Raw genomic sequence first — 15,690 nt, 5'->3', positions numbered from 1 at the left:
AATGGGTACTTTAGGTTATTCAATGATGACTGTTGTAGCGGCATTAGGTATGATCGTAGTTTTCGCTTACAATATCTTCTAATCTGTTACTGCGGAAAAGCACGGAAAACACAGAATGTTATCAGTAACTTCCGTGCTTTCCGTGTATTCTGTGGTAAATGTTATGAACAAACTCAGTTTTGCATCTCTTTCTTTCAATTCAAATAATACCCCCGTTTCCGAACAATTCGATGATATTTACTTTTCCACCCAAGACGGTCTTGAAGAAAGCTATTATGTTTTCCAAGATGGCAATCAACTTTGGCAAAAATGGCAAGCTCATACGAGTGAATCTTTTGTGATTGCCGAAACCGGCTTTGGTACAGGACTGAATTTTTTAGCAGTTGCCGATAAATTTCAGCAGTTTTTAAGTGAGCTCCCCAATAGTAAACTCAAACGTTTATATTTTATTTCGTTTGAAAAATTCCCCCTCACTTCTGAGCAATTAACGACCGTTCATAAAAATTACCCGCAATTTGCAAAACTTTCGCAGAAAATGACCGCTTGTTGGCAACCGCGCCAAACCGGTTGTCAGCGTTATCATTTCGAGCAAATCTATCTTGATGTGTGGTTTGGCGATATGTTGGGTAACTTACCGCAATTAGGCGATTTATATAGCAATCGAATTGATGCGTGGTTTTTAGATGGTTTTTCACCGGATAAAAATCCGGAAATGTGGAATGAAACACTTTATCGCCAGATGTTCCGTTTAACGAAAAATGGCGGCAGTTTTGCGACCTTTACTGCTGCAAGTGCGGTGAGAAAAGGCTTACAAGCGGTCGGATTTGAGGTGAAAAAACGCAAAGGCTTTGGCAAAAAACGAGAAATGCTGTGGGGCGAAAAACCGCAACAAAGCGAAACGGCATCAGTAAATTATCCGTATTTTTATAGCGAGCCACAAACAGAAGCAAACGATATTGCGATTGTCGGTGGTGGTGTCGCCAGTTTGTTTGTCGCATTATCACTGCTCGAAAAAGGCAAAAAAGTCACGCTTTATTGCAAAGATAATGTGCTGGCACAAAATGCTTCCGGTAATTTGCAAGGCGCGATTTATCCGCAACTCAGCGACGATGACGAGCGTAATATCCGTTTTTATGTGCATTGCTTCGATTATGCGTTGCAACGTTTGGCACAAATTGAACCGCTTGTTGATTTCGAGCATGCTTTAACCGGTGTAGCGTTATATGCCTATAACGATAAAACGGCGAAGAAATTGGAAAAAATGGCTCAGCAAACCAATGATGATAGTTTGTTTAAGCTATGTAATGCGGCTGAGTTAAGTGAAAAAATCGGGCTTAAAGTGCCGAACGGCGGTGCGTTTATGCCGCAAAGCGGTTGGTTATCACCGATACAATTTGTACAAGGTACGTTTGCTTGTTTACAAACGAAAGGATTGCAGATTGTGTTAAATCACGAGGTGAAAGATCCGCAATTTAGTGCAGGAAAGTGGCATTGGCAACACAATGGCGAAACGTTTAGTCATCAGATTTTAGTGTTGGCAAACGGGCATACACTTACGCAATTTCAGCACGCTCAGGGGATTCCACTGTATCCGGTGCGTGGGCAAGTGAGCCAGATTCCAACCACACCGGCTTTGCAGCAACTAAAATGTGTGGTGTGTTATGACGGTTATTTGACACCGGTTTCCAAAGCGAATACCCATTGTATTGGTGCGAGCCATGTGCGTGATAATGCCGAAACAGATTTCTCTTTGGAAGAACATCACGAGAATGTAGCAAAACTTCAGCAAAATTTGACCGCTTGTGATTGGACGGGCAATATCGATCTTTCGCAAAATTTAGCTAAACAAGGGGTGAGAGCCGCACTGCGAGATCGTGTGCCGATGGTTGGACAAATGCCGAATTTTAGCGCTCAAAAAGTACAATATCAGAATTTGTATAATCAGCTACGCCGTAAACAAGCGGTCGAAAATGCGGAAAATTTTACAAATTTATATATGGTAAACGGTTTAGCTTCTCGAGGCTTAACCACCGCACCGCTATTAGGCGAACTGTTGGCGAGCCTGATTTGTCATGAGCCGTTACCAATCAGCGAAGATATTTGGCACGTACTTAGCCCAAATCGCACGTGGATGCGAAAATTGTTGAAAGGCTCAAAAGTAGAATAGCTAAAAAAACAAAACCTCGAATAGTGATATTCGAGGTTTTTTTGATTCATTATCCTAGTTATTTTCTTGTTAGCCTTGAGCCTGCCTGCCAGCTTACTAATAAGAAATAACTCAACAGAGCGGTTGAACCGCTCAGTTCTTCAAATCATAAGTTGTTAAGCACTTGTTGTCAAATACAATGCTTAGTCACAAGGTAAAATTTTAATCGCTAAACCGCCGGTTGAAGTTTCACGGTATTTAGCGTTCATATCTTTACCGGTTTCGTACATCGTTTCGATCACTTTGTCTAAAGTCACTCGAGGTTGCGAGGTGAGACGTAAAGCCATACGACTTGCATTGATCGCCTTAACCGAAGCAATCGCATTACGTTCGATACAAGGTACTTGCACTTGTCCGCCCACAGGGTCACAGGTTAAGCCGAGGTTGTGTTCCATTGCGATTTCAGCCGCGATACAAACTTGATCCGGACTGCCGCCCATAATTTCGGTTAAACCGGCTGCCGCCATCGAACAAGCTACGCCAACTTCACCCTGACAGCCTACTTCCGCACCGGAAATAGACGCATTCATTTTGTACAGTGTACCGACAACGCTACATGCTAATAAATAACGCTCAATCGTTTCTTGATTAAGCGGTGCGATAAATTGCTGATAGTAAGCTAATACTGCCGGCACAATACCGCAAGCACCGTTAGTCGGTGCAGTGACAACACGTCCGCCTGCCGCATTTTCTTCATTCACCGCAAGCGCAAACATATTTACCCAGTCAATAATTTGCATTGGGTCAGTATTAAATTTGCCGGTTGCTTCTAATGTTCTGCGTAAAGACGGTGCACGGCGTACCACTTTTAATGGGCCGGGTAATAAACCTTCCGTATGTAAACCGTGTTGGATACAGTCTTCCATCGTTTTCCAAATTTTTGCAAGATAATCCGAGATTTCTTGTTTTGGACGCAGAGCCACTTCGTTTTTCCACACTAAACTTGAAAGCGGTAAGCCTTGTTCTTTACAGTGCTTGAGTAAGTCTTCCGCATTTTTATAAGGGAACGGTACAGATACGGTATCGTCAGCTTGACTGTCAAAATTTTCATCATCAACAATAAAACCGCCACCGATAGAATAGAACGTTTTTTCGAATAATAACGAGTCACCTTCGAAGGCTTTTAAAATCATCCCGTTTTCATGACGAGGTAAGAAATCGTAATGAAAAGGCATATCTTTATAGAAATCGAATGTGATGGTTTTTGCCATTTCAGGTACAGCTTCAGCAACAACTAATTTGCTTTCTTGCTTCACTTGCTCGATAACCGTTTCAATTCGTTCAATATCCACATTATCGGGTAAATAACCCATTAAGCCCATTACCACCGCAATATCGGTGCTATGGCCTCGACCGGTTAGGGCTAGAGAACCATAAATATCGGCTTGTAAGCGGTCGGTTTTAGCCAAAAGTTTGCGAGCCAACAATTCATCAATAAATTGTTTAGCCGCTTTCATTGGCCCTACGGTGTGAGAACTTGAAGGACCAATTCCCACTTTAAAAATATCAAATACACTAATCATAAAATCACAACACAATGTTAAAAAGAGGGAGGCAACAAACGCATAGAGAAACTCCGGTTTGTTGCCTTAAAATTCGAAAGGGCGAATTATACAGAGATTATAGTAATCCGTACACTATTGCTGAAATAGCGATTGTACCCATTACCGCAATAAAAATATTGCTGATGCTGCCTTTATATTTCGCTAATGCCGGTACGGTATAAATTGCATACACTGGCATAATAAACAGAATCATTGCAATAATCGGACCGCCTAAGCTCTCAATGAAACCAAGAATACTTGGGTTGATAGTTGCTACAATCCATAATGTGATAAAGAAAACAACCGCAGTGATTTTTTTGAATTTTGCCGATTCAATCGGTTTATCACGTAACTGATTCACTAAGCCCTCTAAACCTTCACGCGCACCTAAATAGTGACCGAAGAATGAGCTGCCGATAGCTAAGAATGCTACGAAAGGTCCAAAGTAAGAAATAATCGGGTTATCGAATTTATTTGCTAAGTAAGACAAAATTGAAATATTTTGTGCTTTCGCTTGTGCTAATTCTTCAGGTGTTAGCGTTAATACACAACTGAAAACGAAGAACATAACAAATAACACTAAGATTATTGCGGTTGAACGTAATACTTTGCTTGATTCAACTTCAGTTTTTTGCGGATCTTGATAATGTTTTTGCTGTGAAAGCGCAAATGATGAAATTGCCGGTGAATGGTTAAAAGCAAACACTAATACCGGAATTGTTAACCATAAAGTAGTTAAGAAATCACCTGTGCTTGGCATTTGTTGTAATGCCGCACCGTTCCATTCTGGAATCAGGTAAATAGATAAACCGAATAGGATTAATACTAATGGGTAAACTAAGTAAGTGGTGATTTTTAACATCGCTTGTTCGCTAAGCAACATCACGCTAATCATTACCGCAATTAATACACCGGATAGTAATGCACGAGGCGGTACAGCCATATGCAATTGGTTTTCAATAAATGAACCGACCGTATTGGTGATACCTACGCCATAAATTAATAGAATCGGGAAGATTGCGAAGAAGTAGAGTAAAGTAATAAATTTACCGGCATTTTCACCGAAATGTTCACGTACTACGTTGGTAATATCGCTACCCGGTTTACTTGAAGAAAGTACAAAACGAGCAAGTCCTCGGTGTGCGAGGTAAGTCATCGGTCCAACTAATAAAGTCATGATAATTAATGGGTAAAAACCACTCATACCGGCGTTGATCGGTAAAAATAAAACACCCGCACCAACAGCCGTACCAAAGAGGTTTAGTACCCAAGTAAGGGAAAAACGATTAGATGGCGTAGCCATAAAACTCTCCTATTTAATTTGCAGAATTATAAAAATTTTGTCTGATCATAATCTTCTGGTTATAAGAAACAAGTAAAAAATGTCAATTTTGTGATCTAGCTAAAACTTTATTTTCACTTAGAGAGTTATGTGATTATTTTTTAATTATTTAGTGAATAATTCTAAATCATATCGGTTATATAGGGTTTGATACGTTTTTTATTTTTTATCCCCAAAATGGTGAAAAATACTAAATTTACAAACCTGTGAAAGATATAGTGATTTGGTTATAAGAATGTGGATTTTGTTATTTCAAATTCATCTAAAAATATTCTATGTTCGCGAAATGAGTTTGAATGAGGACTTTTTTATGCGTTTTTCTAAGATTTTTTTAGCCCTACCTTTGATTAGCTTTTCATCGTTGCTTACAGCCGCGCCGGCAAATACGTTAGTGAATTGTGTTGCAACCGCACCCCAAAAATTAAGCCCTGCAATTACTAATGATGCCAATGACTTTAATGCCAGTTCTCAGCAAATTTATGACCGTTTATTAGCATTTAAAGCCGGTAAAATTGAGGTTGAGCCGAGTTTGGCGGAAAAATGGGAAGTAAGTGAAGACGGCTTAACCTATACTTTCCATCTACGTAAAGACATACAGTTTCACAGTAACAAGTTATTTACCCCAAGTCGCAATTTAAATGCTGATGACGTGGTATTTTCGTTTCAGCGTCAGGCGGATAAAAGTCACCCCTACTACAATGTTTCCGGCGGTACTTATTTCTATTATCAATGGATGAATTTGCCGAAAATTTTAAAGTCGGTTGAGAAAGTGGATGAACATACGGTGAAAATGACGCTAAATCAGCCGAATAGTCCGTTTCTTACCACAGTTGCAATGGATTTCTTATCGATTTATTCAAAAGAATATGCGGATAAATTATTAGCGGAAGGTAAGTCGGAATTATTGGACCAACAGCCGATTGGTACGGGGCCGTTTGAGTTTCAGGTTTATCAAACTGACCAGGCGGTACGTTATAAAGCTAATCCGAATTATTGGCAGGGTAAAGCAAAGTTTGAGCGACTAATTTTTGCGATTACACCCGATGCCGGTACACGCTATGCTAAATTGAAAGCCGGTGAATGTGATGTAATTGATTTCCCGAATATCGCCGATATTGCACAAATGAAACAAGATCCGAAAGTGACGTTATTTGAGCGTGAAGGTTTAAATCTGGCATATATCGGACTCAATACCAAAAAAGTGGCATTAGATAATGTGAAGGTGCGCCAAGCACTACAACACGCTACCGATAAAAAAGCGATTGTTGATGCGGTGTTCCAAGGTGGCGGTACGGTAGCGATTAATCCGTTCCCAAGTTCGGTGCTTGGTTATAATAAAAATTTGGTTCAGTATGAATTTGATTTGGTAAAAGCCAAAAAATTATTAGCTGAGGCAGGATATCCAAACGGTTTTGAAACCGAAATTTGGGTACAGCCGGTGGTGCGTCCGTCAAATCCGAATCCAAGACGCACTGCAGAAATTATTCAAGCGGATTGGGCGAAAATCGGGGTAAAAGCGAAATTAGTGAGCTACGAATGGGCGGATTTTAATAAGCGAACTCGTGAAGGCGAATTTTCAGCCGGCACTTACGGCTGGACAAGTCGTAACGGCGATCCGGACAATTTCCTGTTTCCACTATTAAGCAAAGAAAATATTCCGGGTACCAATTATTCACGTTGGACGGATAACGAATTTGAAGGCTTATTACAAAAAGCGGTACAAACACAAAATACCTCTGAACGTCAGCAGTTATATCAACAAGCGGTCGAAATTTTCCAAAAAAATACACCGATAATTCCGATTGCGCATGCGATTAACTATGTGCCGGTCAGTAAGCGTGTGCAAGGTTTTGTGCAAAGCCCGTTTGGTTACACTTCGTTTTATTCCGTCACATTAGCGGAATAATCGAGGGACGATTTGCAAATTTTTATGCAAATTTAACCGCTTGTTAGGTCACGATACATTAAACTCAATATGAATATTATTCATAATTATCTCAAAATTTTTTCAGATGATTAAAAAATAAAATTTGTTAGAATTCAGTGAAATTTATATTTTAATGATTACAAGGAAACACAATGTCTCAATTATTCCCTACGGCAACGCAACGTACTTCTGCACCTTACCGTTTTGATATTGTCGGTAGCTTTTTACGTACGGATCCGATTAAACAAGCTCGTCAGCAATGTTCATGCGGCGATATTTCATGTGCGGATTTAACCCAAGTAGAAGATGCGGAAATTGCAAAATTAGTTGAACATCAAAAAGCAGTAGGTTTACACGCGGTAACTGACGGCGAATTTCGCCGTACGTTCTGGCATATGGATTTTTTAGCCGCATTAGACGGTATTCAGGAAGTGGACGCAGAGAAGTTCTCGGTACAATTTAAACACCACAGCGTACGTCCGAAAACAATTAAGATTGTTGATAAAGTGGATTTTTCGGAATCGCACCCGTTTGTAGAACATTTCCGTTCGTTACAAAAAATTGCCGGTGAAACGGAAGTGAAATTTACTATCCCATCACCTTCAATGTTACATTTGATTACCAATGTACGTACGGAAGATTACCAGCCGATTGCACGTTATGAAAATAACAACCAATTATTGTTAGACGATATTGCCGATGCGTATATTAAAGCGATGAACGTGTTCTATAAATTAGGTTGCCGCAATTTACAATTAGATGATACCAGCTGGGGTGAATTTTGTGCCGAGGACAAACGTGCAGCCTATAAAGCACGTGGTTTAGATTTAGACCAAATTGCCAAAGATTACGTATATATGGTTAATAAAATCATTGATGCAAAACCAGCGGATGATATTGCAATTACTATGCATATTTGTCGTGGTAACTTCCGTTCAACGTGGTTCTCGGCAGGCGGTTATGAGCCGGTGGCGGAAACTTTATTCGGCACCTGTCGCATTGACGGTTTCTTCTTAGAGTACGATTCTGATCGTTCGGGTGATTTCAAACCGTTACGTTTTATCAAAGATCAACAAGTAGTTTTAGGCTTAATCACCTCAAAAGACGGTGAATTAGAAAATCGTGATGAAGTAATTGCTCGTATTCAAGAAGCGGCACAATATGTGGACATTAATCAGCTTTGTTTAAGTCCGCAATGTGGCTTTGCGTCAACCGAAGAAGGTAATATTCTGACGGAAGAGCAACAATGGGCAAAACTGAACTTTATTCGTGAAATCAGCGAAGAAGTTTGGGGCAAATAATCATTAAATGGATGATCAAAAGGGCAAGATAAAATCTTGCCCTTTATTTTTGTATTTTGTTTTACTGCTCATCAGCATAAGTAATGCGCGCCTAAACTATTCGGTTCGTTTAGCATCTGAGAAACGACAAGTTGTGCAGTTTTCAGTGCATAAAAGATTTCGATGCCTTGTTGCTGATGATGAGCAAGCGGATTAAAACGTTTTTCGAGCTGTTGCAGTTCGTTCAACAGTAAGGTTAAGTTGGCTTTGGTGCGATACACATTAGCAAAACGAGCCATTTGTTCACGAATTTGTTTGAGTAGCTCACTGGCAAGCAGGGAATTATCGCCGTTTGGATTGTTTAACCGGTTAAGCACTTTTTCAGCCTGTAAACGATAAGTGTCAGTGTTTGCAAGCGGTTGAATTTTGGTAATTTTTTGCAAATTTTTGACCGCTTGTACTACCGCCCGTTTGGCGAATACTAATCCTCCTCCAACCGAATTTCCACCTAAGCGGTTTGCCCCTTCAATACAATGGGCGATTTCACCAATCGCAAACAATCCGGCGACACAAGATTCACCGTATTCATCAATTTCAATTCCGCCGTTGCAGCTATGTGCAAATGGCGCAATCGCAATCTTATCTTTAACTAAATCTATCCCTACTTCTTGACGTAACCAGTTGAGATAAACCGTATAAAACTCTTGCTTATCTTGATAAAGCTCTGGGCTATAGTGCAGGTAAATGCCTTTTTGCTGTGGGTTAGCCAATAAATGTTTCATCATCACCAAATCGAATTCGACACAAGGGAAATCCACACTAAACGGCGCATAATGGCTGCGGGCTAACATCATTTGTTGAAATTGTGTTTGAGTGAGATGCGAGAACAGATCTTGCCCGTTTTCATCGGTAATTTTAGTGACGTATTTCAGCGTATGTTCGCCAAATAACACTTTGTATTTCGGTTCGACAAACGAGGGGATAAATTGAATAAAAGCGAGATTAGTCAATTTTGCACCGGCTTGTTGAGCGATGGAATGCGTTGAGCCGATAATATCCGCCGGATAAAGATTGTCTTTATACAAGCCGGCAATGCCACCGCTTGCTAAAATGATTTGGCTGGTTTTGCAAAAAATATAGCAAATTTGACCGCTTATATTTAGGCTAAACACCGCTCCTTGCACTTGATTTTGTTCGGTAACGATATGCAGTAGTGTCGCTTGTTCATAAACATTAGTGGATTGGCTATCAAGAATTTGTTTCGCCCGTTGAGCGGCTTCCCGCCAATTATTGATCAGATAAATAGGGCGGGGATACTCGGCGAAACAGGCTGGGCGATTGTCGTTGCGTAGCCAAGGCTTAAAGCCGATTTTTTCGAGTAATCCAATCGCTTGGGGCGAGTCTTCAATATAGGCTTTCACTACTTTTGGATTGGTTCTGCCTTTACCGACACGTTCAATATCTTGTTGGAATTTTTCCGAATCATTTTCACCGGTCACTTGAATGCCCAGTGTGGCTTTTAACGGAAAGAAACTTGCGCCTGAACCAATAGGCGTTTTGCTGATTAACGTCGTTTTCAGCCCAAGTCGTTCCGCTTCAACTGCCGCCGCAAGCCCGGCAATACCTGAACCGACAATAAGTAAATCCGTATAAATCGTTTGGGTAATTTGAATTGATTGCATAATGGATATAGATAAAAGGGCAGGATAAACCTGCCCTGAATGTAGCATAAATTACAATAATGACGGTGCGGCATTAATCAGTGTGCGAGTGTATTCTTCTTTTGGCGAATTGAATACTTCGCTTGAACTACCGGTTTCCACCACTTTTCCGCCGTTCATCACCACAATGCGATCCGAAACTTGATGCACGGTTTGTAAATCGTGGGAGATAAACACCATCGCCAGATTCAGCTCTTTTTTAAGATCAGCAAGTAAATTTAACACTTGTGCTCGTACCGATACGTCAAGTGCGGAAGTCGGTTCATCGGCAACAATCAGTTTAGGGTTGAGCGCTAAGGCTCTGGCAATGGCGACACGTTGTTTTTGACCGCCGGATAAACGGGTCGGCTCAACTAAAGCGGCGGAACGAGGTAAACCGACTCGAGAGAGTAATTCGTACACTCGTTTTTCTCGTTCGTGCGGTTGCAATACGTTATGAATATCCATCGGATCTTTTAAAATATCCAATACACGCATACGAGGATTGAGCGCGGTTGCCGGATCCTGGAAAATCACTGAAACTTGACGACCGAACTGTTTACGGGCTTCGGTGCTACCATATTTCATTTGTAAGCCGTTAAATTTAACCGTGCCGGAAGTCGGTTTTTGCAAACCGATCATAATACTGGCTAAGGTCGATTTACCGCAGCCGGATTGACCGACTAACCCGACCGTTTCCCCTGCATAGATTGATAAACTGACATTATCTACCGCTGTGAATTTTTTCGGATTAAACAAAGTACCGTCTCGAGATGCAAATTGCATCACAATATCGGATAACTCAAGAATCGGTTGTTCTTTTAACACTTTCATACTCATGATTTATCCCTCCACGCGTTTTTCTTGTGTTGCTAAATGTGATGCCCAAAAATGTTGTGGATGATCATCAGTAGCAACCAGTTGTAAATGTTGCTCCGGATCCGCTTCCGGACGTAATGAACGGCTGGCGAAGCGGTCACCTTTCGCAAAGTCGAACGGTGACGGTACGCTGCCCGGAATTTGATATAAGCGTTCGGCACGTAATTCGGTTGAGAGAACCGAACCGAGTAAACCACGCGTATATTCGTGGGTCGGATTTGCTAAGAGCGGTGTAGTCGGTGCCGCTTCAACCACCTGACCTGCATACATGACCGTGATGTGGTGTGCCATTTGTGCAACGAGTGCGAGATCGTGGCTGACGAACACCATCGCAAAACCTAGTTTTTCACGTAATTCATTTAAGAGTTTGATCACTTCGGCTTGTACTACAACATCGAGCGCAGTGGTCGGTTCATCGGCGATTAATAATTTAGGCTCACGAGCGAGTGCCATTGCAATCAATACACGTTGGCGCTGTCCGCCTGAAAGCTCGTGCGGATAACGGTTAAGTGTTTTTTCCGGATCGAGTTTTACCCATTGTAATAAGGTTTCTGCGCTTTGTTTTCCACCTCGGCTAATCAGCTGTGCCATTTGGTCTTTGATTCGCATAGACGGGTTAAGCGCACTTAACGCATCTTGGTAAATCATTGAAATTTCATGACCTCTAAGCTCATTTAATTGATCAGATTTAAGTAAATTGTGCTGTTTACCGCTACGATCGGTAAATAAGATTTCACCGGTGATTTGAGCGGTTTTCGGTAATAAGCCCATGATAGAGAAGGCGGTAATTGATTTACCGCAACCGGATTCACCGACTAAGCCCATTGTTTCGCCTTCATGTACGGTAAAGCTGATGTTATCAACCAGCGGAATTTCACCGTAACGATTCGGGAAGCGAATCGATAAATTTTTCACTTGTAAAATCGGTTTCGCATTTGTATTTAATTGCATGCGATCTGTGCGAGTCGTTTCTTTCTCATGTAATTTCAGCAAATAACGTTTTAAAGCGAGTGTTTCCGCCATCGCTTCTTGCACATCGGTTGAAAGCGGTTTTGCGACATCTTCTTTGGTTTTTGGTGAGCTTTTTAGTTTTGGATTAACTAACGCATCGGTTAAACCTTCCGCCAAGATATTTAATGCTAATACGGTAAGCAGAATCATAATTCCAGCAAAAGTTGTCGCCCACCAGAAGCCACTTAAAACAAGGTTGCGTCCTTCCGATAAAATATTACCCCAAGACGGGAACGGTGGTTGTACGCCGGCACCTAAGAATGAAAGTGAAGCTTCAAATACGATTGCATCCGCCACCATTACCGTGGCAAACACTAATACCGGTGCGGCAGTATTACGTACAACGTGTTTAACTAAAATATAAGTACGGCTACCGCCTAACACGCGTTCGGCACGCACATAATCTTCTTCCCATTGGGATACGACATTCGCACGTACCACCCTTGCAAGTTGCGGCGTATAAACGACCGCTATGGTAATGATAATCACCGGAACGGAGTTACCAAAGGTCGCAAGTAATACTGCGGCAAGAGCAATGCCCGGGAATGCCATCAAAATATCCATTAAACGCATGATCACTTCGTTACCGAATTTGTCTGCGGTTGCGGCGGTTGCACCTAGAATGCCACCAAACAAGATGGCGACACCTACCGCGCCTAAACCGATAAAGAGTGAAGTTCTCGCCCCCCAAACCATACGGGAGAAAATATCACGCCCTAAACGATCGGTACCGAATAGATAGTCACCGCTTGGTGCTTGTACCGGTCGAAGGGTTTGTAATGGATCATACGGGGCAACAATCGGGGCTAAAATTGCAATGCAAGCCACAAATAAGATGAAAATCAATGCAATTTTTGAACTGGTTGATAATGCTCTAAATCTAGCGCCACCGTTAGCTAGTCGAGCGGCTAATCCTTGACGAAACATTATAGACTCCGAATTTTTGGATTGATGAGCAAATAGAGAATATCAACAATGATATTAACTAATACGAAGGTAAAGGCGATAGTAAGCACCACACCTTGCACTAAGTGTAAGTCGTGGTTCACGATACCGTTAAAGATAAGTTTACCCATACCCGGAAGATCGAAGATTTGTTCAATCACTACCGCACCACCGAGTAAATAGCCGACCCGTAAACCAAGTACGGTCACCGGTGTGATTAATGCGTTTCGTAAGACATTATGACGAATCACGGTTGAGTAAGGCACACCATTACCAATTGCGGTACGCACGTAATCTTTATCCATTTCTTCCACCATTGTGGTACGCACGACACGAATTAATGAGGCACAAACCGGTACGGCAAGCGCAAGTGACGGTAAAATCATCGAACGGAAATATTCGTTCGGATCCTCACTGAACGATACAAAACCGCCGGACGGTAACCAATCCAGTTTTAAAGAAAAGTATTGAATCAGTAAGATACCAAGCCAGAAAGACGGTGTGGCAACCGCAGCTACCGAAACTAGGCGAATTACTTGGTCTATCCAACGATCACGATAAAGTGCGGCAAGAATACCTAAAGAAAAAGAGACGATTGCTGCTAAAAATACCCCGATAAAAGTGAGCTGTAGCGTGAGCGGAAATGCTTTGGCAATCATATCAATAATCGGCTGTTCCGGTGGCGTAGTCATACCGAAATCCAGTACTAACAAATTTCCGAGAAAACGGAAATATTGAACAATCACCGGATCATTTAAACCGTGTTGTTCGCGATAGATCTCTTTGGCAGCTTCGGTTGCACTTTCACCTAAGGCAACTGTGGCGGGATCACCGGGTGTGAATTGTAAGACTAAAAAAACTAAGGCGGTAACACCTAAAATCATGATAGGCAATGCCATTAAACGGCGCAGTAAAAGGCGAAGTACAATTTCCATTTTATTCTCCGTTTTTATTAGAAAGGGTACAAGCGGTTAAATTTAAGCATTTTTTTACCAATCGCTTAAATCTAAGAGGAAGGCGGCAACATCCGTTGCCGCAATAAGTCAGTGTTATTTACGTTCTACGCCAAGGAATGATAAGCCCGTGGTCGGTAACGGTTGGAAACCGGTGAGAGATTTATCGCTCCATGCGGTCGGTAATTTACGGTGTACAATCGGGTAAAGCGGCACTTGTTGTGCAATAATATTGATCGCTTTTTCCCATGCGGCTTTTGCATCAAGTGGCGTTTTAGCGCGGACAGCCTCATCAAGTAATTTTTGCACTTCGGCATACTCCGGTGTATTCGCCCAACGGAAACGGCGTTTCGGCCAAACATCACCACGGTACCACCAGCTGAGTAATAAATCTAAGTCGTTACCAAACACAGACGGATCGCCCGGTGCAATAACCACTTCGAATGCACCTTTATCCACATGAGCACCATAAAGCGCACCGGATTGTAGGTGTTTCAAACTAACTTTTACGCCTTTTAATGCGTTCCAAGACTCAAGAATAAGTGGCGCGCATTCTTTCACCCAAGCGTGGTCGGTTGCCAGTAATTCGAAGGTTAATGAGGTTATACCGGCTTCTGCTAGAAGCGCTTCGGCTTTCGCTTTATCAAAATCATATTGGCTGGCAGCTTTTACATAATCAGGATGGGTGTCTTGGACATAAGAACTTGCCGCTTTCGCATTGCCTAAGAACACAATATCGATTAATTTTTGTGTATCTAAGCCATAATGTAACGCTTGGCGTACTTTCGGATTATCAAACGGTGCTTTTTCACAGTTAAACATTAAGAACAGTAATCCGAATGATTGCACCGATTCCACTTTTCCTTTACGTTTTAGGCGTTCCGCATCGAGATACGGTACGGATTCAATCGCTTGTACGCGTCCGGATTCTTGTGCGGTCACACGAGCTGCATCGTCTGATAATAAGAACCAGGTCATTTTATCTACTTTAGCCGGATAAATACCGTTATAAGCGGTATTGGCTTCAAAGACAATGCGATCGTCTTTGGTCGCAGACACAAATTTATAAGGACCGGAACCGATAGGTTTAGCATCAAACGCAGATTGACCGGCTTCTACGATATGTTTCGGTACGATTTTGACAATGGTTAAACGTTCTTTAAATAAGGCAAACGGATATTTTAATTTAAATTCAACCACTTTATCGTCAAGCGCTTTTACCGAAGCGATAAACGGAATAAATTGGGCGAATAGTGAGGCTTTAGCTGGATCTAATACACGTTCAAATGAGTAAACCACATCTTCGGTAGTAACGGGTTTACCATCGTGGAAAGTCGCGCCTTCACGTAAAGTAATGTGGTAAGTTACCTCATCTTTTTGTTCAGGTTCTTTTGCCGCTAAAGCTAAATAAGGCTGGCGAGTTGCCGGATGTAAATCCACTAAGCCTTCGAAAATATGTAAGTTAGCCGCTAATGATGATGCACCACTTGATGTGAGAGGATCGAATCCGGTAGAAATCGGATAAGCGATTCCCGCTTCAATACTTTTACCTGTAGCAGCAAAAGCGCTATTTGAAAAAGTGCCTAATGTACCGGAAAACGCAAAACCGGCTCCAACTCCAGCCATGAGTTTCATAAAATGGCGGCGAGATTCACTATAATCAAAATGAGAAGCCATAAAACACCTCGTTAGTAATAGGATAATTAAATTGTTCGGTAAAACTTTTCGCCGAACGATCACGGAAATTCTTTTTTACAAATTTTTGTGAAGTGAATTTATCAAATTTACTTGTAAAAATGGATTGAATTAATCATAACAGTTTGGTTCCGACGGTAAAGGTAAGAATATTAGATTTGTGATCTCTCTCACAGAAAACTTTGCTTTTCAGCGTGAAGAGTTTTCG

The 15,690-nt window shown here is 41.6% G+C and carries 10 protein-coding genes; 3 read left to right on the top strand and 7 right to left on the bottom strand.

What is annotated here, in order from left to right; all coding sequences use genetic code 11:
* The first annotated feature begins 163 nt into the window (after positions 1 to 163).
* A complete protein-coding gene (gene mnmC, locus EL121_RS01420) occupies positions 164 to 2,167 on the top strand; it encodes a bifunctional tRNA (5-methylaminomethyl-2-thiouridine)(34)-methyltransferase MnmD/FAD-dependent 5-carboxymethylaminomethyl-2-thiouridine(34) oxidoreductase MnmC (RefSeq protein ID WP_039199012.1) in 2,004 nt (667 codons plus the stop codon).
* Between the two features lie 182 nt (positions 2,168 to 2,349).
* Here the strand turns inward: mnmC and EL121_RS01415 are convergent, their stop codons facing one another.
* Together EL121_RS01415 and EL121_RS01410 are read right to left on the bottom strand one after the other, a co-directional pair.
* Positions 2,350 to 3,729, bottom strand: coding sequence for an L-serine ammonia-lyase (locus EL121_RS01415; protein WP_039197131.1), 1,380 nt, complete (start codon positions 3,727 to 3,729; stop codon positions 2,350 to 2,352).
* A 97-nt stretch (positions 3,730 to 3,826) separates the two neighbouring features.
* Positions 3,827 to 5,053, bottom strand: a complete 1,227-nt coding sequence (locus EL121_RS01410) for a serine/threonine transporter (RefSeq protein ID WP_039197129.1) — start codon at positions 5,051 to 5,053, stop codon at positions 3,827 to 3,829.
* 349 nt (positions 5,054 to 5,402) lie between these two features.
* On the opposite strand from EL121_RS01410, the gene EL121_RS01405 reads away from it, so the two are divergent.
* The gene (locus EL121_RS01405; RefSeq protein WP_039197128.1) at positions 5,403 to 6,998 is read left to right on the top strand and encodes an ABC transporter substrate-binding protein; all 1,596 of its coding nucleotides are present in this window, start codon (positions 5,403 to 5,405) and stop codon (positions 6,996 to 6,998) included.
* A gap of 173 nt (positions 6,999 to 7,171) precedes the next feature.
* On the top strand, positions 7,172 to 8,320 hold the full coding sequence (locus EL121_RS01400; RefSeq protein ID WP_039197127.1) for a 5-methyltetrahydropteroyltriglutamate--homocysteine S-methyltransferase: 1,149 nt from the start codon (positions 7,172 to 7,174) through the stop codon (positions 8,318 to 8,320).
* 71 nt (positions 8,321 to 8,391) lie between these two features.
* Here EL121_RS01400 and EL121_RS01395 read toward each other — a convergent pair whose 3' ends face one another.
* From EL121_RS01395 to EL121_RS01375, 5 genes are all read right to left on the bottom strand, one after another.
* A complete protein-coding gene (locus EL121_RS01395) occupies positions 8,392 to 9,981 on the bottom strand; it encodes an FAD-dependent oxidoreductase (protein ID WP_039197126.1) in 1,590 nt (529 codons plus the stop codon).
* A gap of 51 nt (positions 9,982 to 10,032) precedes the next feature.
* Positions 10,033 to 10,839: an ABC transporter ATP-binding protein gene (locus EL121_RS01390; protein WP_039197125.1), complete on the bottom strand. Its 807-nt coding sequence runs from the start codon at positions 10,837 to 10,839 to the stop codon at positions 10,033 to 10,035.
* Positions 10,840 to 10,842: 3 nt separating this feature from the next.
* A complete protein-coding gene (locus EL121_RS01385; protein WP_039197124.1) occupies positions 10,843 to 12,816 on the bottom strand; it encodes a dipeptide/oligopeptide/nickel ABC transporter permease/ATP-binding protein in 1,974 nt (657 codons plus the stop codon).
* Positions 12,816 to 13,769, bottom strand: coding sequence for an ABC transporter permease (locus EL121_RS01380; protein ID WP_018651869.1), 954 nt, complete (start codon positions 13,767 to 13,769; stop codon positions 12,816 to 12,818). Before EL121_RS01380 ends, EL121_RS01385 begins: the two co-directional genes overlap by 1 nt.
* Before the next feature lie 114 nt (positions 13,770 to 13,883).
* Complete coding sequence (locus EL121_RS01375; RefSeq protein WP_039197123.1) at positions 13,884 to 15,464, bottom strand: ABC transporter substrate-binding protein; 1,581 nt, start codon at positions 15,462 to 15,464, stop codon at positions 13,884 to 13,886.
* Positions 15,465 to 15,690 lie beyond the last annotated feature (226 nt).

Origin of the sequence: Actinobacillus equuli, assembly GCF_900636745.1 — a bacterium.
In the GTDB taxonomy this organism is placed as follows: Bacteria; Pseudomonadota; Gammaproteobacteria; order Enterobacterales; family Pasteurellaceae; genus Actinobacillus; species Actinobacillus equuli.
Note: the sequence above shows the minus strand (reverse complement) of the source record. Positions and strands in the feature narration are given on the sequence as shown.

What these genes read in the sequence shown, in the direction of transcription:
- mnmC (WP_039199012.1), top strand. Translation starts at nt 164, where the DNA reads ATGAACAAACTCAGTTTTGCATCTCTTTCTTTCAATTCAAATAATACC.
- EL121_RS01415 (WP_039197131.1), bottom strand. Translation starts at nt 3,729, where the DNA reads ATGATTAGTGTATTTGATATTTTTAAAGTGGGAATTGGTCCTTCAAGT.
- EL121_RS01410 (WP_039197129.1), bottom strand. Translation starts at nt 5,053, where the DNA reads ATGGCTACGCCATCTAATCGTTTTTCCCTTACTTGGGTACTAAACCTC.
- EL121_RS01405 (WP_039197128.1), top strand. Translation starts at nt 5,403, where the DNA reads ATGCGTTTTTCTAAGATTTTTTTAGCCCTACCTTTGATTAGCTTTTCA.
- EL121_RS01400 (WP_039197127.1), top strand. Translation starts at nt 7,172, where the DNA reads ATGTCTCAATTATTCCCTACGGCAACGCAACGTACTTCTGCACCTTAC.
- EL121_RS01395 (WP_039197126.1), bottom strand. Translation starts at nt 9,981, where the DNA reads ATGCAATCAATTCAAATTACCCAAACGATTTATACGGATTTACTTATT.
- EL121_RS01390 (WP_039197125.1), bottom strand. Translation starts at nt 10,839, where the DNA reads ATGAGTATGAAAGTGTTAAAAGAACAACCGATTCTTGAGTTATCCGAT.
- EL121_RS01385 (WP_039197124.1), bottom strand. Translation starts at nt 12,816, where the DNA reads ATGTTTCGTCAAGGATTAGCCGCTCGACTAGCTAACGGTGGCGCTAGA.
- EL121_RS01380 (WP_018651869.1), bottom strand. Translation starts at nt 13,769, where the DNA reads ATGGAAATTGTACTTCGCCTTTTACTGCGCCGTTTAATGGCATTGCCT.
- EL121_RS01375 (WP_039197123.1), bottom strand. Translation starts at nt 15,464, where the DNA reads ATGGCTTCTCATTTTGATTATAGTGAATCTCGCCGCCATTTTATGAAA.